This window comes from Flavobacterium sp. FlaQc-57, assembly GCF_044007395.1.
Classification (GTDB): domain Bacteria; phylum Bacteroidota; class Bacteroidia; order Flavobacteriales; family Flavobacteriaceae; genus Flavobacterium.
In genome coordinates this window covers 639,259-661,719 of sequence record NZ_JBIPDA010000002.1, presented here as the reverse complement: position 1 = coordinate 661,719, position 22,461 = coordinate 639,259, and the positions used below count along the sequence as shown (strand labels likewise).

19 protein-coding genes are annotated in these 22,461 nt (G+C 33.3%); 2 read left to right on the top strand and 17 right to left on the bottom strand.

Annotated elements, in window-relative coordinates; all coding sequences use genetic code 11:
* Positions 1-68: 68 nt before the first annotated feature.
* Entirely contained in the window at positions 69-758 is a 690-nt protein-coding gene (locus ACHRVZ_RS08855; RefSeq protein WP_395421967.1) for a hypothetical protein, read from the bottom strand.
* Positions 759-932: 174 nt separating this feature from the next.
* Positions 933-1,211 (bottom strand): hypothetical protein, encoded by a 279-nt coding sequence (locus ACHRVZ_RS08850; RefSeq protein WP_395421966.1) that lies wholly within the window; start codon positions 1,209-1,211, stop codon positions 933-935.
* 161 nt (positions 1,212-1,372) lie between these two features.
* On the opposite strand from ACHRVZ_RS08850, the gene ACHRVZ_RS08845 reads away from it, so the two are divergent.
* A complete protein-coding gene (locus tag ACHRVZ_RS08845; protein ID WP_395421965.1) occupies positions 1,373-1,768 on the top strand; it encodes a helix-turn-helix domain-containing protein in 396 nt (131 codons plus the stop codon).
* A gap of 342 nt (positions 1,769-2,110) precedes the next feature.
* Positions 2,111-4,357, top strand: coding sequence for an AAA family ATPase (locus ACHRVZ_RS08840; protein WP_395421963.1), 2,247 nt, complete (start codon positions 2,111-2,113; stop codon positions 4,355-4,357).
* A 208-nt stretch (positions 4,358-4,565) separates the two neighbouring features.
* Here ACHRVZ_RS08840 and ACHRVZ_RS08835 read toward each other — a convergent pair whose 3' ends face one another.
* From ACHRVZ_RS08835 to ACHRVZ_RS08765, 15 genes are all read right to left on the bottom strand, one after another.
* A complete protein-coding gene (locus tag ACHRVZ_RS08835; protein WP_395421962.1) occupies positions 4,566-5,762 on the bottom strand; it encodes an aminopeptidase C in 1,197 nt (398 codons plus the stop codon).
* Between the two features lie 226 nt (positions 5,763-5,988).
* Positions 5,989-7,143, bottom strand: coding sequence for a BamA/TamA family outer membrane protein (locus tag ACHRVZ_RS08830; protein ID WP_395421960.1), 1,155 nt, complete (start codon positions 7,141-7,143; stop codon positions 5,989-5,991).
* 105 nt (positions 7,144-7,248) lie between these two features.
* Positions 7,249-8,220, bottom strand: coding sequence for a transporter (locus ACHRVZ_RS08825; RefSeq protein ID WP_395421959.1), 972 nt, complete (start codon positions 8,218-8,220; stop codon positions 7,249-7,251).
* 53 nt (positions 8,221-8,273) lie between these two features.
* Positions 8,274-9,461, bottom strand: coding sequence for a helix-turn-helix domain-containing protein (locus tag ACHRVZ_RS08820; protein WP_395421958.1), 1,188 nt, complete (start codon positions 9,459-9,461; stop codon positions 8,274-8,276).
* Positions 9,462-9,594: 133 nt separating this feature from the next.
* On the bottom strand, positions 9,595-10,176 hold the full coding sequence (locus ACHRVZ_RS08815; RefSeq protein ID WP_395421957.1) for a DUF4136 domain-containing protein: 582 nt from the start codon (positions 10,174-10,176) through the stop codon (positions 9,595-9,597).
* A 243-nt stretch (positions 10,177-10,419) separates the two neighbouring features.
* A complete protein-coding gene (locus ACHRVZ_RS08810; RefSeq protein ID WP_395421956.1) occupies positions 10,420-11,172 on the bottom strand; it encodes a DUF6515 family protein in 753 nt (250 codons plus the stop codon).
* Between the two features lie 19 nt (positions 11,173-11,191).
* Positions 11,192-11,932: a DUF2092 domain-containing protein gene (locus ACHRVZ_RS08805; protein WP_395421955.1), complete on the bottom strand. Its 741-nt coding sequence runs from the start codon at positions 11,930-11,932 to the stop codon at positions 11,192-11,194.
* Positions 11,933-11,972: 40 nt separating this feature from the next.
* On the bottom strand, positions 11,973-13,373 hold the full coding sequence (locus tag ACHRVZ_RS08800) for a DUF2252 domain-containing protein (RefSeq protein ID WP_395421954.1): 1,401 nt from the start codon (positions 13,371-13,373) through the stop codon (positions 11,973-11,975).
* Positions 13,374-13,385: 12 nt separating this feature from the next.
* Positions 13,386-14,165 (bottom strand): DUF2490 domain-containing protein, encoded by a 780-nt coding sequence (locus ACHRVZ_RS08795; RefSeq protein ID WP_395421953.1) that lies wholly within the window; start codon positions 14,163-14,165, stop codon positions 13,386-13,388.
* Positions 14,166-14,202: 37 nt separating this feature from the next.
* A complete protein-coding gene (locus ACHRVZ_RS08790) occupies positions 14,203-15,606 on the bottom strand; it encodes a DUF1254 domain-containing protein (protein WP_395421952.1) in 1,404 nt (467 codons plus the stop codon).
* Between the two features lie 32 nt (positions 15,607-15,638).
* Complete coding sequence (locus ACHRVZ_RS08785; RefSeq protein ID WP_395421950.1) at positions 15,639-17,111, bottom strand: DUF1254 domain-containing protein; 1,473 nt, start codon at positions 17,109-17,111, stop codon at positions 15,639-15,641.
* 28 nt (positions 17,112-17,139) lie between these two features.
* On the bottom strand, positions 17,140-18,486 hold the full coding sequence (locus ACHRVZ_RS08780) for a DUF1214 domain-containing protein (protein WP_395421948.1): 1,347 nt from the start codon (positions 18,484-18,486) through the stop codon (positions 17,140-17,142).
* A 26-nt stretch (positions 18,487-18,512) separates the two neighbouring features.
* Positions 18,513-19,343, bottom strand: coding sequence for a hypothetical protein (locus tag ACHRVZ_RS08775; RefSeq protein WP_395421947.1), 831 nt, complete (start codon positions 19,341-19,343; stop codon positions 18,513-18,515).
* A 97-nt stretch (positions 19,344-19,440) separates the two neighbouring features.
* A complete protein-coding gene (locus ACHRVZ_RS08770; RefSeq protein WP_395421946.1) occupies positions 19,441-20,457 on the bottom strand; it encodes an HAD family hydrolase in 1,017 nt (338 codons plus the stop codon).
* 66 nt (positions 20,458-20,523) lie between these two features.
* Positions 20,524-22,173: an arylsulfatase gene (locus ACHRVZ_RS08765; RefSeq protein WP_395421944.1), complete on the bottom strand. Its 1,650-nt coding sequence runs from the start codon at positions 22,171-22,173 to the stop codon at positions 20,524-20,526.
* Positions 22,174-22,461: the final 288 nt, after the last annotated feature.

Below are 22,461 nucleotides of genomic sequence, written 5' to 3'. Positions count from 1 at the left end.
CTTTGCGAAGCAAAAAAAAAAGACTATCATTTTCGTGATAGTCTTTTTTTTAGTCAGTAATGATTGAATTATTCTCTCACTACTTTATAAGCAGAATTTTTAATTTCGAACAGCTTCATCATTTCATCGGCTTTCTCGATTTGATTTATTCCTTTTAGCGATTGTGCATAGCGATAATAATACATTGAATCCAAATTATTCGTTAGACTAAAAAGTTGTGAATAGTATTTTACTGCAATAGCAAAATCATCATCAAAGTAAGCTCTGTCTGCAACTTTTATAAGCATGTCTAAAGATGTGTAGCCTTTGTCTAAAACTTTTTCATATGTATCGATTACATCTATAGTCAAATATTTTCGCGCTTCTGCCGGCGCAATTACATCTACTTTTATGGGTTTAATATTAGTTCTAATTGTATCTACAAAAGCTTTTGACTGCATGCCTACTTCTACAGTTTTTACTTTTGCTTTTCCATAAACTGGTGTTACGACTCTGGTATTGTGCGGTCCAAGATCATATGTATTGACCATACTCAATTTGGAAACTTCGTATTTGGTAATTCTTTTTCCAAAAGCCATATTAATTGTCTCCTCAACATCGTAAGCCACTATAACAAGATCATCTTTAGACAAGTTATTGGACTGAGAAGTTGTGTTTCCTAATGCTGCAATGTTTGAAGTGTGATTGGTACTTTGCCCAAAACATTTAAAAGAAAAAGCAGCCGTAATTGCGATAAAAAGTACTGCATAAGTTTTCATGATAAGTTGATAAAGTTTTTGTCTAATACAAAAAGACAACATAAAGATACTTCTTGTTATCTTTTTAATTTTATTATGCCCTTAAACAACCTTAAAAGCCGTTTAAGTGCTTATTTCCTGGTCAAAGTTCGGCAATTGAAACCATTTTTTCTGCATATTTACTTTTTTTAATTTTTATGCATTAATAATTTCAATACAGGCGTTTTCGATTTGTTGATCTGAGAATGATTCAAGTGCTTTTGCCAGCATTTTACTCGTTTTAATGCAATTTATCATTTTTGTTCGCAGATTAAGGTCATTGCCTATTTCAGCTTCAAGAATGCTCTCGAAAATTTCAGTTAAATAATCTGGTTCATATCTAAATTCGCCTTCCTCACAAAGAGCCGAAAGCAATTTAGCAAAAGATGCTATGATATCATTATGATTTAAGAGATTGTGATTTCCTTTTTGCATTGTTTCTAATTATTATACGTGAGAAAAATTGTACTTTTGTTTAGACGCCGCAATTAAGTAATAGATTTTGCTGTGCTGAATCATTTTTACTCGTACCGTACATCGTTAAATATGTTTTTTACATATTACTTGTTATGACACTTAATTATTATCTTTGAATTATGAGCACACTTACAAAACCAAATCACATAGGGCGAAAAATTAGCCGTATTCGTGAACTTCGAGATATGAAACAAGAAGCATTGGCGCAAGCTTTAGGAACTAACCAACAAGCTATTTCGGCTATTGAAAACAGTGAAACGATAGATGATGAAAAACTGAAAGCAATTGCTGAAGTTTTGGGCGTATCTGTTGAAGGAATAAAGAATTTTTCCGAAGAAGCGGTTCTAAACAATATTCAAAATAACTACGATGGATCTGTTGTTCATAGTGGACCAACCGTAAATAATCAGTGTTCATTTAATCCTCTTGATAAAGTTGTAGAACTTTATGAGCGTTTGGTTCAATCTGAAAAAGATAAAGTAGAATATTTAGAGAAGTTATTGAAAGGGAAGTAATTCTTTTTTGAAAATATATTACTAAGAATAAAATTCTAACTAAAAAGAACAAACTATTAAAAAAGACTATCATGAAAATGATTGTCTTTTTTATTTTATACTTCTAACAAATTATCTTTTTTTTAAATTCATTCCGTTTTCTTTTTTATTTAGGTGTTTATGGAAAACCGTAAAATAACTAAATAACAGCATTTTACCTTTACATCAAAGAATTAAAATAGGTATTTATACTTACGGGTGATCAAATTTAAAATACTTTATTTACTAACATCCTTTTTAAACAAGAAAACTTAAAATAAAATGATTTAAAATAATTGTTTTTCAATTTTAAACTACAACATTATGGCCAAAAACATCACGTTTGAGTTGTCTACTGCAAATTTAGGACCACATGAAGCTTTGAGCACTAAAATCCTAATCAGCTCATTAGAAATGGGAATTTATGCAAATAATGGGATTGGTAAAACTTTTCTAAGCAGAGCTTTTAGACTGTGTAGTAAAGAAATTTTAGATATTAATGATTCAAATAAATTACTAACAATTGGAAAGAATGATGGTTCATTTAAATTTAAAATATCAAATACAGCAGAACCTGGCATTCTTAGAGAACTAGAATTTTCAATAAATAGGGATAAAATTCCAAACATTTCAAAAAATACAACTGGATATCTCTTTCGCGTATTTAATGATGATTATATCAAAGAAAATCTAGAAGGGCTAAAATATAAGCCAAATGGAGAAATAGATGGTTATATACTTGGCAAAGAAAAAATCGATTTATCTAAAGAGAAGGAAGAACTTGAAAAAACTAAAACTGAACTTGGATTAAAAGAAAGAGAATTAAAATCAAAAATTGCAAAAGCGATAGAAGATTTAGATAGTTTATCCATCAGAAAAAATACTGGAGAATATCAAAATATCAATTATAATAATTTATTCAATTCGGCATTAAATGTTGTTGAATCTGAAAAATTTGGTGATTTGATTACTAAACATAATCAGCTAAAAGCACTTCCTGACAATTTACAAGATTTAGGGAATGTTAGTTATTTAAAGAAAACTACTACTCCTGAACAAATAATTGCTTTCTTGGATGAGAAATTTACTAAAAGTAGTATCGCTGATGGTTTCAAAACCAAAATAAAAAGCAAGCAAGCGTTTATTGAAACAGGCATCAATTTATTTAAAGAAAATAATACTAATGAATGTCCTTTTTGTGAGCAAAATCTTGAGGAAAATGCTTTAAAATTAATTGATCAATATTTGGAATACCTTTCCGAAACAGAAGCAACTCAAATAAAAAAAGCTAATGATTTAATATCACAATTAGATCTAGAGAAAAAAGAAAACATTGAAACTCTAAAAATATTTAAAAATCTTGAAATTGAATATTTAAAAAATCAAAAATATATTCCGTCATTAGCTAACATCAACCTCAAAGAAATCAAAGACTTAACAGAATTAAATTCTGACTATAAGACAATTAATACCGCACTCGAAAAAAAGAAAGAAGATATTTCAATCTCACTTTTAGATGAAAATATTAAAATCGCAATAAAAAACATTCTTCTATGGATTCAAGATCAAAATGAAAAAATTCAAGAAAACTCATTAATAATAAAAAGTTTCAATGATAAAAAAAACAATATCAGTTCTGAAAAACTTGATCTGAATAAACGATTATGCAAAGCGAGATTTATTGAATTAAAAAAAGCAGAATTAGAAACAATAACAGAAATAAACAATTACAACTCAAAAATTAAAGCCTTAAGTGATGATATTATAAAAAAAGAACAGAATGAGAAAGTTTCAAAAAAACAAAAGGTTGTAGAAACATTCACTGAATTGCTAACAAAATTTTTTGGCTCGAAATACTCTTTTGATGATAAAACCTTTTCTCTAAAATTCAAAAATCATTTATTAGAGTCTAATGCAAGTGATGTTTTAAGCAATGGTGAAAAGAGCATTGTTGCATTTTGCTATTTTATTGCTGAAACACACAGGTACATCAATAAAGAAGAAGATTATAATAAATTATTTTTTATCATTGATGATCCAATATCTAGTCAAGATTTTCACTTTGTTTATGCAACATCACAAATTATAAGAACATTAAACAAACGGTTCAACATTCAAAGACTAAGATTAATCATTCTTACACATAATTTAGAATTTATGTCTATTATAATTAGAAATAAAATTATAGATCAGAAATTTATTCTTGCAAACAACAAACTTGAAACTCTTGGGAATGAATTAATAATGCCTTATGAAGAACATCTTAGAGATGTTTATGAAATTTCACAAGGAACTAAAAATCCATCACACACAACTCCAAACTCATTAAGACACATATTAGAAACAATAAATAGATTTATTGCTCCTCACATTGAGTTAAATGCCTTTTGTGAGGGAATTGGTAATTTTACAGATAATGAATTTTTATATTCGTTAATGCATGATGGATCTCATGGCGTATTAAGACTTCAAAAGGCATATACAGATCAAATGATTAAAGGAGCTTGTAAAGTTGTCTCTGATTATGTCCTTAAAGATTTTGCAGGGCAAATAAAAATCATAACTGGTTAAATCAATATTTCTTTACAAGTGAACATTCTATTATATTTGCCTGTTTTAAAATAATTTAAATAGCTATACTAGATTCAACCCATTCTTTAAGAATAGTGAAAAATATTTAGAATCAACCATATTTTAATTCCATCAAATTCGATGGAATTAAAAAAGCGCCGCAATTACTTGCAGCGCTTTTCTATTTATTTTAAAATCTGGAATAAAATTATACTCCAAGTTTTTTAGCGATATCAGAAGGAATTCCTCCTTTGTTTACCATTAAGGCAGTAGTTTTATACTTCACGAAATTTTTGGTTACAAACAAGAAACCTTTGTAGTCGTTTGTTTCTCCCCAAGAATTTTTTACGATGTAATATTCTTTTCCAGATTGATCTTTTGCAAGACCAATAATGTGCATTCCGTGATCGTCTGTTGTTGTGTAGTTATCAAATGCTGTTTGACGCATCTCTGGAGTAATTTCCGGTTCAGCTTTTGGTCCGTTAAACATGTCTGCTTTTTCTTCGGCAGTCATATCTTCAAATTTCTTTGTTGGAACGTATGCTACACCATTTTTCCAGCTAAAGCTTTTCTCGCTCACATCTGTTGCCCAAGCTACAGTATATCCTTTTTTCAATGCATTGTCGATAACATCTGTCATGTCATTTACTTTTACATTGTAAACCTGATCAAATGACCAGTTGTCCGGCACCATCATAGTTGTTTTTTGGTAGTATGGAGATGTTGTAAAAGATGACATTTCGATATATTCATCTGGATTAATTCCTACTACATCTTTAGCAAAAGATTGTGGCGTATAGTTTTTTCCTTTGTATGTAAAATTTTCAGGCACTTTTCCTAAATAAGAATCAATAACTGCAGCATACGCTTTTTGCCAGTTTGGTGTTAATTCTCCGTTCGGATTTTTTACAACTGCCGCCAAAACTCCTTCGATAAGAGCTGACATTTCACCAAATTTATTTTTGTCTGTTCCGTAGTTTAATCCTGTGTAAACTTCTCTCGGTACAGTTCCGTATTTTTTGTACATATTAATTACATCATGCAAAGCACCACCATCACCTAGAGTAACTGCTCCGTGCATACGTACATAATTAACACCTTTTTCAACATATACATTTCTTGCTGAGAAAATTTGAGATAATTCAACTGGTTGTTTTCCTAAACGAATCATTTCTGACTCTAAGAAAGAGTTTGTTGAATAGCTCCAACAAGTTCCTGATGAACCTTGTAATTTTACTGAAGTTGTTCCAAGATTAATTACTTCTGTGAATTTAAAGTTTTCTTTACTTTTTTCGCTTGCATTAAGCTTTAGTGAATTCACTAAAATGTCTTGTGCAAAACAGCCAGTTGCTCCAACAAAAAAAACCGAAGCTGCCAGAACTGATTTGAATGAAAATGTATTCATAATGTAGATTTAATGTTTTGATAAATTAGTTGTTGTAATTTACTTTTTGTTACAAAACAATTAAATAATAAATAATTTGTGCGAAGTGAAACAGTTAATATTTTCTTAAATATTTAACATTATACCGCCTGTAATCACGTAAAGCCCCAATAGACACAGCTATCGAGGCTTTATGTTGAACATCTAACTAACCAATTTTTTTATGTATTTAGTACTATTTATTGTATTATCGTAGCCAGTTACTGCCAAAAACTATGTAGTATGCCCAATCTTCAGGTCCTTTTGCTACGTCGACTCCCATTCTGAGTTTAAATTTTCGAGCCAATAAATATCTAAATCCGCTACCGTAACTGTAGACTACCGGTTTTGCAAAAGCTTTATCCCAATCATTAAACGCACTTGCTACTCCGCCATAACCCATAAGACTCCATCTTTTATATAAATCCCAACGCAGTTCACCTTCGGTAACGATACTGGTTTTTCCTTGGTATCTGGCTGCGGGAACTCCTCTTAAATTAATTCCTGGTCGAAGGTAAAAAGGCGGACTGCCAAATGCTTGTTCTCCTTCGAGCCTAAGTCCGCCAATTAATTTTTTAGTTAAAGGATAATACCCAATTGCAGATAAATTTAATCGCCAGGCCTGATAATCACTTCCAAGTGCTTTATCTGACCAAAAAAAGTCTGCCTGCAATCGCATTCCTTTATCTGGGGTAAATATATTGTCGCGTCCGTCAAACTGAATCGCTCCTCCTAACTGACTCACGGTACTTTTTACATCTGTGAGCTTGGCAAAAGATGGAAGATTACTTAAATCGGGGAAATTAATTTTTGAGTCTAATAAAAGATATTGGGGTCCTGCACTCCATTTTGCATTTCGAAACTGTTTCATAACTCTTGTGTAAAACACAAATGATTCAAAATTAAGATCAATTTCTTTGGTCGTGCCGTTGGGCAAATTATCATAAAAAGACATGTTTACATTTCCATAACCAGCTCCTACACGATACATTATTTTCGATTTTATAAAACTTCCGGCACGAAATGCTCCTACACCCCAACTTTTGTTACCTGTATACATCGCCATAGCTCCTGTAATATCAGGATCTATAAATCTCTTTTTTCCATTTTCATCAATTACCGGCGCGTGTTTTTTAAGAAAAACGGGCACAATAGCACCACCAATTCCCCCTAAAGCCGGCTCAGTTATTACAGTTGGGATTACAATAAAACCATGTGCGTAAATAATATAATCGCTCAAATCTATGGCACCATCTATTGAATCTCTTAAACTTATATGCTGTTTTTGAGCAATTGCGCTAAATGATAAAAGAAAAAAAAGATTTAATAACGCTATTTTCCGGAAGAGTTTTGTGCTTGTCATATTAGAATCTGATTATTTATTTGCCATTTAAACAACTTTAGAATTTACCGTATTCATTAAAGAACACTTACTCTGACTGAAAACAGCCACATTATTGTTTCTTAATTATTTTTTCTTGAAACTAAAGACATGCGCCAGTGTTAGAAAAAACGTATTTCCCTGAAATCTATTTATTGCTTCAACCTCAGCTATCCAACGAATTCCTGCAGAAGTGCTGCATCCAATATGAAAATAATTTACCTCAGCTCCAATTCCGCCCACGCGATCTTTGTGTCCTTCGACAACTCCAATTACCGGAACCGGAATTTTATCACTTGTCATTTTATATTGTAAATAGTAAATCAAACCTGCATTAATAATTGATTTCGGCATCGGATTTGTGCCATCCATTACATAAAACGTTTTTCCTAAACCACCTTCAACGCTTAAAATATCTCCGGTTTTTATATCGGTATCTTTCTTTTTTCCGTTTATCTCATAAGATGCTAAAGCAGAAAAATGAAATGTTTTTTTGTCATTAAAAAATAAGGTGGTTCCAGCTGAAAACTCATTCATAAACATTCCTAAACCACTGTTATCTGAAGCTCCTGCTGTAAACTTCCCGGTTGGTAAGTACATTTGGTAGCTAAAAACAAAATCAGCTCTTTTATTATGCCACCCTAATTGCAAAGGTTGAATATATGAGTCTGTAAAAGCCAATGAATTATGCACGTCTGTACTGTTTCCCTGAATTGTATTTGCCGCAAAAGCAAGTAAAACAGTCGCACCGTAATTGGCTCCTAAAATTTTAAAATCACTCACATAAGATGCACCTGCACCTGTAATACTCATGGTTAAATCAGGATTTGCAATCGATTTATCTCCATTGGCATTTCTTAAAGAAGATGCACTGTAAAAATAACCTGGTATATAAACGCTTAATGTGTTTTCAGGAGTTTGAGTCCCAGATTGCAATCCCATTGCTCCAAGTATGTGCCCCCCTTTTAGTTGAGCATGTCCAAAGAAACAAGTCAGTAAAATCATTAAGGTGAAAACTGATTTTATGATTTGCCTTTGTTTATTAATTTTCGTTTTCATAGCTAATGTTTTAAATTTTATTGAGACTTCACAACTATGTTTACAAACCTTTTTTAGTTTGAAGTTTGTTTTAGATAATAAGGAGTTGCCTTCTCAGGACTAATTCTAATTACTTTAAAATACTCTGAAGGTGATTTTCCGGTATGCTTGATAAAAGCTCTAAAACAAGTAGTTCTTGACTTAAAACCTGATCCCCAAGCCATACCTTCTAAGGATAAATCTTTCCATTCAGGATCGTTTATTTTTTCTTTAAAATATTTTATCCTTTGTAGATTTATATAATCCTGAAAATGAAGATTAAATTCTGAATTGATTAAATTAGAAAGATGATGTACTGATATTCCGGTTTCATCAGCGATATCACGAATTACTAAATCTTTCTTTAAAAAAAGTTCTTTTGCAGCAAAAGCGCTTTCTAGTTTTGCGAGGTACTCTTCTTTTTTTTCTGTAGTTAATTCTTTAACAAGAGGTAAAACTGTTTTGTTTTCTTTTGTTTCTATGATTACCGACACTTTTTCGATAAAATCTGAATTCTCGTTTGTGTCGTAAAACACTTGCGGTTTAAAATACAACCAGCCTACGGTAAAAACCAAAACTGACGATATCAATATATAACATGAAAAATCAATGTGGTCAATACTACTAATTAAAAAATAATGAACGAAAAGTGCCGAGAATAAAAACAATATCATCAAATTATATACTCTTATCCAGCTCAAAACCTTTTTTCGATTAAAATGATTTTCTTTGAATTTTTTCAAATCATAATTTAAAATCATCATAGTTTGACAAAAAGCATAGAATAACCAAATTGTTAAACTTAACATCGAGAAAGGGCTATGTACTTTGGTAGAAACATAATTAACAATATGAAGATTGGCTTGGCTCCCAATCCAGACAAAAATGGTTAAACTAAAATAAACCAGAAAAGGTAAAAAATGCAACCAATCATATTTTCTAAATACTCTATCTGCGAATAAAATGTTTCGAACATATAAAAATGCGCAGGGAGCAACTAAAAAAATAAAGGATTTTGTGATCATAAATAAATCCGGAAAATTCTTAATACTATTGGCAGACAAATAAAAATTATAGACACTTACAACGGCAAGACTAAACAGGAATAGCCCTAAAAAAAAACTTTTTGAATAATTTTTCTTTGAAAAAAGAACCATAAACGATGTTGCAAAACCAACCATTGTTGCCACAAAAAAGAAAAGCGAAAGTAATATATCTATCATCTTTATAAACTTGATTTGTTTGAATAGTACTATTTCTTTCAAAATAAATTTTAAAAGAAATCATCTTTAACTTATTCAATACTATACTTATCGGGGGATTGATAAGTATAGTATTTTATATAAGAGTTATAAGCTATTTTTTTGCTAATCCCGGAGGAAAACCTTCCAGAATTTTTTTGATTGAATTCGAAACAAACTCTTCAGGATTATCTGGTTTGCTGTCAATTTGAGCATTTCCAATTCCTTGCCAAATCAGTTTTTGAGTTTTTGAGGAGACAATATCAATTATAAGCGAACCGTCTACATAATCGTATGTATTAACTGTTGTATTCGCTCCTCCCATCATGGCACCTCCACCCCAATATCCGTACGGACGGTACATTCCTCCATAACCATAAAAATCAGTGTTTGCTGATACTGATGTTTTATTTTTTAAGATTGTTACTGCATTTACCTTTAAATCCGGATTATTTGTCGTTTCTGTAAAACCTTTATTGATAAGTTCTGCACGGATCGCTTTTGTAATACGATCAACATTTAATTGATTTATTTGACCTTCCTGCGCTTTTAAATCATAAAATGCAAAAGTTTTGTATTCACTAAAATTTGCAGCATGGTCATAATCAGTTGTAACTTTTACAGTTGGAGAGCAGCTGTAAATTAAACCCAAAAATAACATTGGGATTATACGAAGATTCTTTCTTTTAATGTTCATTTTTATAATATTTAATTATGATTAATAATAGTTTAATTTGAAATTATTAAAACCCTGAACAAGAGATAAATAGTAGGAAAAAACCGTTTAAACAAGTGCAATAATCTATTTTACAATTAATTACACTACACTCAAAGATAAATTATTTTCTTTAATGAACACAATAAAATGCTCAAAATTCTTACTTATTCTCTAAAAATATTTTATTCTAATTAAAATAAATCGTTCTGGGTGTTTCATTGTTTATTTTCCCTGTACAACAACATAACTGTCTTGTCCGTCTTTTGAAATTGGCTGATAATACACATTATTATAAATCATGTATTTTTGACCGTCAATAGTTTTCTCTTCAGCTCCTTCAGGAAGATGCGAGACAATGGCTCCAACAGGTGCGTTTACTACTTTATATTTACTGGAGTCCTTAGTATAATATGCTCCTCCATAATAGTAATAATCTGTTCCGGAAACATTAATCGTTGCATAACCTTTAGGCAATTCTGAGATTGTTGCTCCCAGTGGTGCCGGCACTACTTTATAACCATTAGATTCTTTTGTATAATAAACTCCATCATCATAATTGTATTGATTATTTTCGACAGAAATTACAATTGCTGCGGTCGTTAAAGTTGCCATAAAAAATCCTACAGGATACCATGTTGGCCCCCAATAATAAGGCACAAACGGATGATATATATAAGGATAAGGTACCGGATAAGGATGAAACGGCGGTGGTAACGGTCTAGGGTACGGGTAAGGATGCGGCGGTGGCGGCAATGGTCTTGGCGGTATTGGACGAGGTGCAGGAGGAATTGGCCGCGGTGTAGGAGGAATCGGTCTAGGTGTGGGTCTAGGCATTGGCATGGGTCTAGGCATAACCGCATGAGGCGTAAAATGACCAAATCGTTGCGCAGTTGCCTCTTCCGGAATCATAACTAAGAATGCAAAGAATGCAATAATTATGATTGAGATTTTATTTTTGGGTTGATATAATTTCATAATTATGGAGTTTATATGATTATTTATTGTTTTCCCTAGGTACTAATTTCACTTTTGTAGCTTTTGGTGGTGTCGCAAATTCAAACATAGAATCTGGATAATCAGTATTGATTGTCCAATCTTTATAAAGTGCTTCATACTGAGGTTTATCTTTATCAGAAGTATAAATAATTACCATTTTTACAGGTAGAAACAAATCGTCATTTGCTATCCAAAACTGAAAACTTTTTGTTTTATCACTTCCTGCAATATGAAAACATTCACGTCCATCGACTATCGTTCTTCCTAAAAAAATTAAATTTCCTTGTTCTGAAGTAAGATCTTGTAAAAAAGTAGGGTAGAAAAAGTCTGCAGCAGGAAATTCAATTCCGAATTTCTTACTAACCTCATCAATGGTTTCGATAACAGAGGCGGGAGCTGTCACAAAGCCGTATGTATTATTATCAAGTGAATAATAATTTAACTTTTTACCGCTATACCATAAACCCCGATTTCCTTTATCGCCTGTAGAAGTAACTTTCATTCTATCAGGAAATTTAATCGCGACTTTGTCTGTTATCGCATGTTTTACAAGTCCTAAACTTTCATTTGGAACATCATAAGTTGTAACTGCTGTAAAACTACAAGACTTTATATCCTGCAATGTTTCACTGGTTCGATTTAAGAGATAAACAGCCGTAGAATCAATACGCTGTGTTTGGCTTTTTGCTGTAATTGTAATAATTACGAAACCCATCAAAAACAAAAACTTTTTGGTCATAAATTCTATTTTGATTAAATTAATTACTTGCTTAAAAAGGTTATACTTCTGATGAAATTGGTAATCTTCCTTCTTTTATAGCTTCTATCATTTTATTATAATCTTGATCATTTTGATTGGCGTACGAAATAGAAAATCTTGAAACCGCGTTGGCAAACTCATCGCTTTTCCCGATATAACCAGACAATACCGAAGGATCTCCTGTACGAGCATGTGCTCTTGCTAGTGCCCATCCGCAGGCTTTTGCATAATCGGCCATGTTTTTTGCTTTCATGATTTCAAGTACAGGTTTTACTTTGGCATCGCGAAGCTGACGGATATAAAAAAACTTTCCATTGTCGTCATTTGTCCATCCTAAAAACATATCTGAAGCAGATTGCATTAACTTTTGTCCTCTAACAATTCGTTCGCCCTGATGACTGTATTTGCTTTTTGCTTTTACATTGGCTTCTAACACACTTTTTCGAGCTTCTTTAAATTGTAAAAAAATAGGTTCTCCTGTAGCCGACATTAATAGACTAATACCGCAAAGCGTTCCTACACTTCCTACTCCTACCACTTTTATGGCTAAATCATGCAAAGCATACCTGCTTAACAATACTTTTTTTTCATCAGATAAAGTGTCTAGATAACGTTTGTGTATTATTCCGGCTTCTAACAAAATTTGTTTTTCCTCTTCGCCAGATGGATGATAAATCAAAGGCGGATCATCTTTTATTCGGGCACGAGGGCCTTCCTGATGCGTCATTTTTGCAAACTCTTTTTCATGAGCCGTATATTCTGCTGCTTTTTTGATTCGTTTGTGCTGAAATTCTTTAATCTCTTCGTCATCTCCTTTTTCAATCAATTCTGCCAAATCAATATCAGCGTACCAAATTTGAAGCGCTGATAATTTGCTGTAATCCAACATATGTCTTTTGTAACTATCCGCAACATTCCATGCAAACTCTTTACAAATCTTATTCGAAAATTTTTTCCATCTCCCTGCAATAACAAAACTTGCAGCAAGTCTTTTTACGTCCCATTCCCAAGGTCCCGGAAAAGTTTCATCAAAATCATTGATATCAAAAACCAATTTGCGTTCTGGCGTTGCGAATCCGCCAAAATTCATTAAATGACAATCACCACAAAGCTGAAGATCAATTCCTGTATTGGGGGTTTGCGCTAAATCAGCAGCCATAATTGCGGCCGCTCCTCTAAAAAATGCAAATGGCGATTCCATCATACGAGAATACCTAATAGGTAACAAACTCTCTATTCTGCCAATACTGGTTTTAATTAGAATTTCTACCGGGTCTTCACGATTTTCGGCTGGAGTCCATTCCTGATGATGCGAACGAGGCGTAACTTTTCTAATAGCCACACCTTTATCAAAACGTGCTGCTTTTGATGCTGCCGGATCAAATTTATTCTCATTGATTGGTTTGAATTCGTCAGTCATAACTTCTAGATTTTATTTTCTTTTAAATGGCAAATCTGTTGTAAGAGTAACTCGTATTGTATGATTCATACGGCTTAAACCGTTTTCTGTATCTGGTGATTTAAAAAAAACCTGATTCATGTAGCCCAATTCCATTCTAATTTCTCTTCGTTTATCAAGACTGTAAGCAGCTCCTAAATACAACCTGTTTTGATCTAAATAATTCTCGTCACTACTGGCAGCATTGGTTCTAATATGAAGTTCATCATAAATCACTGCAGCCCATCGCGGTTTGAACCAATATTGGTACCGAAGCTGGTAGCGAAACGTATTTTCGAATTTATAATAATCAAAATGATCACTTTCGCTGTTTGGATCGTCTTTTCGACCTAGCCAGCGTTGCTCCATTCTAAAGCGTTGCGACCATACTTCATTACCTTCTTTCTTGGCTATACGCCAAACAAATTGCTCGTATATTCTATAATCGGGATTATTATACGGCAATGAAAGTTCGTCATAAGGCAAATCCCACTGATAGGCAATACCCGCACCTAGTCGATTTCCGTTTTTAAGATAATAATTGGCTCCTGCTCTGTAAAAAGCTCCTTGTAGTTCTGATACCAAATCGCTTCCTTTAGAATATCCTTCGAGCAGTAATCCCCACCTACCATCTTCTTTAAAAGGCAGATACATTTCGTAACCAATCCATGCCGCCGTATTTTGAACCATTTTTTGAGCATTTATTTTTGCGCTAAAAGAAAGAGTCAATACAATTGCAATAAATAGCATTTCACAAATATTGTTTCTCTTCATGGGTCAATCAGATTAGTTTTATTTAAATGAATCTTATTTATTTTACAAGTTCGGGTTGCGGTGCTTTCCACGAACCATTTAATATGGATTCGTCTGGCCCATAAATTCGAATCAAATAGTAAAAGGCATCTTTTGGAGCCGGTAACCAATTTGATTCCTTCCCTTTTGGAGCTTCATTCTGAATGTAAATAATCAAATCTCCATTCGGTTCATATTTCAAACCTGTAGTTCGGTCTCCAATCGAATATCTGTTAATTGGATTATTTACCAAATAACGACTTGGCAATTCATACAAAGTGATACTCCAAAAATATTTGTCCGGAGGCGTTTGTCCTTTTGGAAAACGAATAACATATTTATTTTTTCCAGACATGAAATTATTTGCTTTATCAGATCTGGTTCCAATATAAACGGCTTCTTCTTTGGTGTTTCCGAACAAACCTGCGGCGGCGCCTAAAGCTCTTTTAGTATAATCGCCATTTATCATTTCTCTGGTTCCAAATAAATCTGTGGCATTTGCTAACTTATCTGTTCCTTCTTTCAATTCTTTTCCCGCTTCTTGTACACTTTCGGTAATTGCTTTTAATACTTCAGGAGTATAATTTTTAGGATCAAATACTTTTCCGGGAACGATCCCTATTTTAGCAAATTTTGCTCTTAATTCTGTTTCTGCAGGATTCAAAGAGGTGTATTGCAACAAGTTGTTTACTAACCCTATGAATGCTGCTGACTCCAAATCTGTTTGTTTAAAATCAGGATAAGGCAAGGTAAATTCTTTATGTTCAGGAGCCGATGTTTTTGTAAATTCATGTAACGGAGTCAGTTTATATTGCGTCTGTAATTTCTTTACATTTTCAATATCACCTGGAGCCATCTTCAATTCTGTTCTTCCTAACAAAGTAACCAGATTCGTTTCAGATAGAATTACTTTATCGATACCGGCAGGTTTTTCACCTTTCCAATCAGGACCAGCAACAAGATATTTCCCCGCTTTATCTCCGGTCGTACGACTTCCTACATAAGCAAAGTTGAAAGTGTATAAATCCACAAACTGAAAGGAATAATATCTGTTCTTTACCTCCGGTACTTCTAAAACAGCAGGTTCATCCGTCAAATTTAAAATTGCCCAGGAATAAGGAGTGTCGTTATTGGGCGTTACGACCGCAGTATCCGCCGGTGTAAAGATCTTATCGTAATGTTTGAATTTATTAAAACCGCCTGCATAATCCGGGTACGTTTTATCTAAAGCATACAAATGCATGGTTCGGTAATTCATCGCCATCGGAAAAGCATACGTCCAGGCTTCTTTTGCGATTGCTTTTGCAGAATCAACTGATTTTGTAATAGCAACTTCTGCTGCTGCTTCGTTATTTATACTTTCCTTCTTTTTGCAAGAGAAAATAGAAATAAAAACTAACGTTATTAATATTATTTTTTTCATATTGCTTTTTTAAAATTATATCTAAACCGCTTTTATTTCACTTCCTTAATATCATCCATTTTCCAGCTTTTATCAAAATAAGCCGCTGTTGGACCATAAAAACGCATGTAAGTAAACCAGTGTTTTCCCGGTAAAGTCTGCACCCAGTTTTTCTCTTTTCCTTGTGGAGCTTTTGGTCCAAAGTACAAATCGACTGAACCATCGGCATTTTTTATTAAATCCTTACGGGAAGATAAATCAGCATTTTTCTTTGGATTATCTATTAGACATCGAGTTGCTGAATCATAAATCGTAATCGACCAAAAATTAACCGCTGGAGGATTTGCAGGAACATTCAGCGTATAATTTTTCCCTCCGTCTAACCAATTTCCATTACTATCAAAATAAGAACCTAGATAGGCCTGACCTACATTTGGTGTTTTTGTAATCATGGCTTTTGAGTACGTAACGGCTTCGTAGAAATAAGAAGTTCTCTCAAAAAATTCATCATAATTATCTGCATGTTGTGATGGGTCTTTAATGATCATTACATAATCCCATTTCTTATCCGGCCAGTGTTTTACATCTTTGAAACGTTTGCTGAATGAATTTGCCATTGCCATTTGTTGTCCTTTTTCGGCAGCAGCAATTAAAATTTTCTTTTGGCGTTCATCTGGAGCAAAAGGTTTTCCTTTTTCTATACCAAGATTTCTAAGCCAAGCCATAAAAAAACGATCACGTTCTTCGACTGGTTCATTTTGCAAAATAGCATGAAGACGTTCCCAATAAGCAATTCCTGTCGGCTGAATTCCATACCACTTTTTACCAGCTGGTGGGCTAATTACTCTTGTTGGCGTAGGGTTTGCACGTTTATCATAAGGATAAATTTTTACCTGTTTTACCAGAGTTTCTGTCGTTTTTGGATCAGGATCTAACGCTCTAAATCCAAAAAACATATTGACGGTATTGCAAGGAACTATAAAATAACCTGCGGGTTTAAAGTCTTTCATTGTTGGCGGTACCAATATATATTTTCCGCCCTTTCCTTTGTCAGGTCCCATTTCACCAATTGTAGCCTGTTCACGTTGCCAAAAATCTCCCAGTCCACCAGCAGTGCGTCCTGCTGGCATTTCGATAACTGTTGGTCCGTTTGCGGCAAGATCGATAAACGAAATAATATAAGGTGTTGTGCCGTTACCCGTCAAAATTCCCAAACGATCATTGTATGTGTTATAAAAAATAAGGTCATTACTTGATGCCTTAAATGTATCATATTGAATGTGCTGCCATTCGGCAAAAGCAACAATGGGTAATCCCCACAAATAACATTGCGTTGCTTGTTGAAAATCCATTTCGTCAAATAATACAGGAATAGATTCTTTTGAAGGCAATTCACCATCCATTTTTATTTCAGTTGCAGATGAAGAAACTGATGTTGAAACGACATTTTCTGTTGCATTTTTTTTACATCCAATATTTAAAATCAAAGACGAAATCGCTAGAATAACAAGACCTTTATTTTTCATAATTTATGTTTTTATAATAATGGGATAATTATTTTTTTTGTTCAATTGGAGCAGGAAACCATTTTCCGTCGAGAACCTCTTTTTTAGAAACGTACATACGCATGGTCAAAGCAAAACCTTTACCTGCAGGAGTTGGCAGCCAATTACTTTGAGGTGCATCTTTAGGCAATGAAGATGCTAACCAAATACTCAAAGAACCATCAGAATTTTTCTTTAGATCTGAAATATTATTCAAATTGTATCTTTTTAATTTGTTATCAACTACTCTGTAATCCGGAACACTATATAGTGTAACTGACCAAAATGCATTGACTGCTAAATCTGGTAATTGATCTTTTGGAAATTTGATTTCATACACTTTATCACCATTTAAAACTTCTTTATTACTGTCTGTCAATCCAACAAAATAAATAGCTTCCTGAATTGTATTTGCCCACAAACCTCCATAATTTATAATGTCTCTTGCCATAATATCATCACCAAATTTTCCGGCAACGTATGATACTGACCATCCTCCTTTTTGAGTTCCAAAACCTTTTGCTCCAGCCAAAAATGCTGGAATTGCTTTTGTTTTAACAACTTCATCAATATATGCTTTTGCTTTATCACCTGTTTTAGCATACTCACTAACTGCAATGGCTTTTGCCTGATATTCTTTTGCTTTGGGCATTGCATCAGGATATGATTTAAGTACTTCTTCGACTTTATCAAAAATTTCTCCACCAATTGGTGCTTTTGGAGTAAATTCTGGAATTGCAATTGGAGGTGCAATTTTAATTCCGTCAGGAACATTAAAAGTAAATTGCTCTTGAAGCTTTTTTGCAACTGCAGGAGTTCCTTTTAATTCTACTCGGGCAAGCATTTTTACTTTCTCAGATGGTAATTCGATTTTTACAGCATCTGCAGGAATCGTCGGATTAGTTCCTTTTAAAACCAAGGCGAATTTTCCGTAAGGTGTTTTAGGATAATTACGTTCGTTAATATTGGTAATTACTTCTCCCCATCCGTCAAGAAGTTGCGCAGTATAATAACGTCCTTCAATTTTAGGAACATTCAAAATAACGGCATGAGCTGCATCAACGGCAATCCAAGCCTCGAGATAAGCAACATCTAAATTTGGATTTACAAATTGTGCAGATCCAAGCGGATTGTATTTTATTTTATTATAGCCTACTTTTTCAACATTAATATCATGATTCTCCTGTTGAATTACGAGGTATCGTGCATACAAATAAGTATAAGCATCTATAATATCCTGATCGGTAGGAGTGCTATTATTTTCTGAAACTGAAGTTGTATCGGTAGAAGTTGATGTCTCTCTTTTGCAACCAATAAATAGAAATATTGCAACTAAAATTAAAATTGATTTTTTCATGGAGTTGATTTTAAAATTAGTGTGATTTATGATCCTGGAAATACAAAAGCTAAAACTGCTCTTAATCCCCAATCTGGTTTTGATTCAGATGGTCCAACAATTGGTATTAAGGGCATAATAGCAAACTGCACTACCTGATCTCCTAATTTGGTGACAGCACCTATATTAGGACTTAAAGTAACCAGAGTTGTATTGCCTTGCCAGTTTTGAGTAATCTCTGAAGTTATACCTAAACTTGCTCCACTTTTGTAGCTATGTGTAAGGAATATTTGTGTGTAAAACTGATTAAAATCAGCTCGATCTTTATTTCCTGCTACAGACCATATCTGATTGGCGATAAAACCAATCGATAATCCCTTGCCCTGATGCATTACCAACGCACTTGGTCCGACACCAAATTTCTCTGTACCTAAAAACTTGTCTGTAGCTGTTGGAACCAAAAAAGCAGGTCCAAATCCTAAAATAAGTCCTTTTGTTTTTGGTGCTAAAAAAGCGGTTACTGTAGCATCACTTAAACCAAACTGATGTGTGTTTTCGCCCGTTATATCTCTTTGATCGACAACCGGAAGAATATAACGTGTAATTAAATTTAGATTCTCACTTAATTTAAACGGAATAACTGGCTGAACATTAATAGTATATTTTGATCCGTTAAAAGGACCTACTCCATAAACCAGATTATTTTGCAAAGGAACACTAATCAAACTTGCAACCGGATTGGCTAATTTATCTGCAAGTTCTTGGGCACTTGATCCAGATTTTGGAGCTTCTTCTTGCGCAAACACAGCAAAATTTAAAAGAAAGAATGTTACACCAAAAAATATTTTGCGTGCATTATATGATATTGTAGATTTCATAGCGATATACTTTTAAAAAAAATTAAATCATTCCAAAAAAGCGTACAGCTTTTATAAAAAAGCTGTATCGCTCTAAAAACCAACCAAAACCAATTTTTTATTTATCCGGGAAAACCTTTTTCCAATCGTCTTTAATACTAATTACATGATATTTGTATTTTGCAGCAGTATTCAATGACAGATTGTCTTTTTCCTGATAACTATATTCTCTGATCGAATCATTATGATTTACAATTAATTGAAAAGAAGGATATTTATTTCCTTGCGAATATCTGAGCATAGCAAGATCTCCGGCTCCACCTTCATTTCCGCAGGCAAAAACAGGACGTTGACCAATGTGTAGTTGAATGCCAACCGGTTTTCCTTCTTTATCATTAAAATGATCTAAAGCAGGTTCTCTTTGCACTGCGTTTTTAGCATCGTCAAATTTGTATTTGAAAGAAGTTCCCACCACTTGGTCTTTTGGAATTCCATAAAACTCCTCGGATATTGCGCGCACTAATTCAACAGTTCCACCAGTTACAATAAAAGTTTTGAAACCATTTGCACGCAAATAATTTAAAAGCTCTAATTGTGGTTGGTATCTGATCTGTTTTAATGAAACATTTTTACCGGGATACTTTGCACCTGTAAAAAACTCCTTCGCATCTGCTTCAAACTCATCTTCGGTCATACCTGTATGAGTTGCTGCAACTAATTCGATAAGTGCTTTATCACCACCTTTTTCGAAAAATGTTTTGTCTTTTTCGACTACAGCTTTAAAAGGTTGTTTTTGAGCTAAAGCAGGATTCGCTTCAACCATTTTCTTTACTCGATAAAAAGCAAATAATTCCTGAACATATGGTTTTTCAGCCCAAAGTGTTCCGTCATTATCAAAAGTGGCAATTCTATTCTCAACCGGAATAAAATCTGGACTTCCTTCTTTAGTTACTTTAGTAACATAATCGATAATGTCTTTCTTTACAGCTCCATCATTCCAACTTGGCAGAGGATCTCCGCTTGTTGCAACTGCCTCAGTATTATCTTTAGAATTAGTATTAGCGACATTATCAGACTTTTTGCAGGAAATTAATAAAAACAAGAATAGGGGCAATATATATACTTTTCTATACATGATATTGATTTTTTAAATTAATAGAGCTTGAAGTATGGGAGATTCAAGCTCTATTTATTGTTGTTTTTACTTTTTCTTTGTTGGTTGACTATCAGCTTTTATAGCCTTTTGTAATTTAATTTGACTAAGTGTTTCTTCCAAAATCGTGTATGGAGAAAAACTTGGAGGAATAGAACGTGGTGGATACTGTTTGAAAGTTTCTGCAAATTCAACCACATCTTGAATCATACCATAAGCTGAACCAACATGATTAAATTGCCAATCCCAGAAAGTATTTGAGGTAATATCGGCTCTTTCAAAAGGATCTTGATAAAGATTAAATATTTTATTTAATCTTAATTTTGTAAAAGGTTCTGCCCAAACTCCTAATGTACCTTGTAAACGTTGCTCTGCAAATACATATTTATAATCTCCTTCACGTAAACCAACCAAAAGACCGTCATCATCAGAATAAAAGAATTTATCTCTTACACTTTTACCAGTTCCACGAAGTAATGCAGATTGATCAAATCCGTCTAAATGCACTTTATAAGTATTACCATTCGCTTTATAACCTGTTAATAATTTTTTAGCCAAATCTGGTTCTCCAGCAATAGAAGCTAAAGTTGGCATCCAGTCATTATGTGCAAATAACTCATTACTAATTTGTCCTGGTTTAATAACACCTGGCCAACGTACTAAACAAGGAACACGGAAAGCTCCTTCCCAGTTCGTATTTTTCTCTGAACGGAATGGTGTCATTGCGCCATCAGGCCAGCTGTTCATATGTGGTCCATTATCTGTAGAATAAACTACGATAGTATTATCAGCAATTCCTAAATCGTCTAATGCTTTTAATAGATCCCCAACAGTTAAATCATGCTCGATCATACCGTCAATGTATTCACTATCACCATGAGTATACTTACCACGATGAGATTCTCTTACGTGCGTGCGTAAATGCATGCGAGTAGCATTGAACCAACAAAAGAATGGTTTTCCTGCCGCAGTTTGTCTTTTAATAAAATCGATTGCTGCTGCAGATGTTTCGTCATCAATCGTTTCCATTCTTTTTTTAGTAAGAGCACCAGTATCTTCAATTTTTTGTTTACCAACTTTTCCAAAACGAGCGTCTGGAATACTTGGATCATCAACATTTGTAGCCGTACATTTTAAAACACCTCTTGGTCCAAATTTAGCTAAGTATGCCGGATCTTTCGGGTAATCTGGTAACTCTGGTTCTTCTTCAGCATTTAAGTGATACAAATTACCAAAAAACTCATCAAACCCATTCACAGTAGGCAGGCTTTCATTACGATCTCCTACGTGATTTTTACCAAACTGTCCAGTAGCATAACCTAAACCTTTCATAATACCTCCAATAGAAGGGTCTAATTGACTCATACCCATTGGTGCACCAGGAAAGCCAACTTTCGTTAACCCTGTACGTATTCCATGCTGACCAGTTAAGAAAGCAGCACGACCTGCTGTACAGCTTTGTTCTCCGTAATATTGCAAAAACCTTTCACCTTCGTTTGCAATTCTATCAATATTAGGAGTTGTATATCCCATCAGACCATCACTATAAGCACTAATATTACTTATACCAATATCATCACCCCAAATAATAAGAACATTGGGTTTTTTCGCATTTTGCGCCTGCGCTGTTGAAAAACAAACTAATGCAAATAGCATTATCGAATTTCTAAATCCGCTTTTAACTCTACTTTGTTTCATGGTAATAAAATTTGTTAATAAATTTTTATTGATTTCAAATATAAGAAAAATAGTATTAATTAGTATTTATAAGAAAAACTTTATTTTTACTTGTAACGGTTTTTGAAAATCTGAAACAATGTATTTGAAACAGGAATTTTCTTAACATTTTTTTAAGTTTCTCAAAATTAACTAATAAAAAAGCTAAGAACCGTATTTATATGGCTTGACATTGTTTCATTTTATAAAATGAAACATCAAAAACATTTTAATTTGCTCCACGATGTTTCATTTTGTAAAATGAAACAC

Coding starts and splice junctions, on each gene's coding strand:
- ACHRVZ_RS08855 (WP_395421967.1), bottom strand. CDS start 758: ATGAAAACTTATGCAGTACTTTTTATCGCAATTACGGCTGCTTTTTCT.
- ACHRVZ_RS08850 (WP_395421966.1), bottom strand. CDS start 1,211: ATGCAAAAAGGAAATCACAATCTCTTAAATCATAATGATATCATAGCA.
- ACHRVZ_RS08845 (WP_395421965.1), top strand. CDS start 1,373: ATGAGCACACTTACAAAACCAAATCACATAGGGCGAAAAATTAGCCGT.
- ACHRVZ_RS08840 (WP_395421963.1), top strand. CDS start 2,111: ATGGCCAAAAACATCACGTTTGAGTTGTCTACTGCAAATTTAGGACCA.
- ACHRVZ_RS08835 (WP_395421962.1), bottom strand. CDS start 5,762: ATGAATACATTTTCATTCAAATCAGTTCTGGCAGCTTCGGTTTTTTTT.
- ACHRVZ_RS08830 (WP_395421960.1), bottom strand. CDS start 7,143: ATGACAAGCACAAAACTCTTCCGGAAAATAGCGTTATTAAATCTTTTT.
- ACHRVZ_RS08825 (WP_395421959.1), bottom strand. CDS start 8,220: ATGAAAACGAAAATTAATAAACAAAGGCAAATCATAAAATCAGTTTTC.
- ACHRVZ_RS08820 (WP_395421958.1), bottom strand. CDS start 9,461: ATGATAGATATATTACTTTCGCTTTTCTTTTTTGTGGCAACAATGGTT.
- ACHRVZ_RS08815 (WP_395421957.1), bottom strand. CDS start 10,176: ATGAACATTAAAAGAAAGAATCTTCGTATAATCCCAATGTTATTTTTG.
- ACHRVZ_RS08810 (WP_395421956.1), bottom strand. CDS start 11,172: ATGAAATTATATCAACCCAAAAATAAAATCTCAATCATAATTATTGCA.
- ACHRVZ_RS08805 (WP_395421955.1), bottom strand. CDS start 11,932: ATGACCAAAAAGTTTTTGTTTTTGATGGGTTTCGTAATTATTACAATT.
- ACHRVZ_RS08800 (WP_395421954.1), bottom strand. CDS start 13,373: ATGACTGACGAATTCAAACCAATCAATGAGAATAAATTTGATCCGGCA.
- ACHRVZ_RS08795 (WP_395421953.1), bottom strand. CDS start 14,165: ATGAAGAGAAACAATATTTGTGAAATGCTATTTATTGCAATTGTATTG.
- ACHRVZ_RS08790 (WP_395421952.1), bottom strand. CDS start 15,606: ATGAAAAAAATAATATTAATAACGTTAGTTTTTATTTCTATTTTCTCT.
- ACHRVZ_RS08785 (WP_395421950.1), bottom strand. CDS start 17,111: ATGAAAAATAAAGGTCTTGTTATTCTAGCGATTTCGTCTTTGATTTTA.
- ACHRVZ_RS08780 (WP_395421948.1), bottom strand. CDS start 18,486: ATGAAAAAATCAATTTTAATTTTAGTTGCAATATTTCTATTTATTGGT.
- ACHRVZ_RS08775 (WP_395421947.1), bottom strand. CDS start 19,343: ATGAAATCTACAATATCATATAATGCACGCAAAATATTTTTTGGTGTA.
- ACHRVZ_RS08770 (WP_395421946.1), bottom strand. CDS start 20,457: ATGTATAGAAAAGTATATATATTGCCCCTATTCTTGTTTTTATTAATT.
- ACHRVZ_RS08765 (WP_395421944.1), bottom strand. CDS start 22,173: ATGAAACAAAGTAGAGTTAAAAGCGGATTTAGAAATTCGATAATGCTA.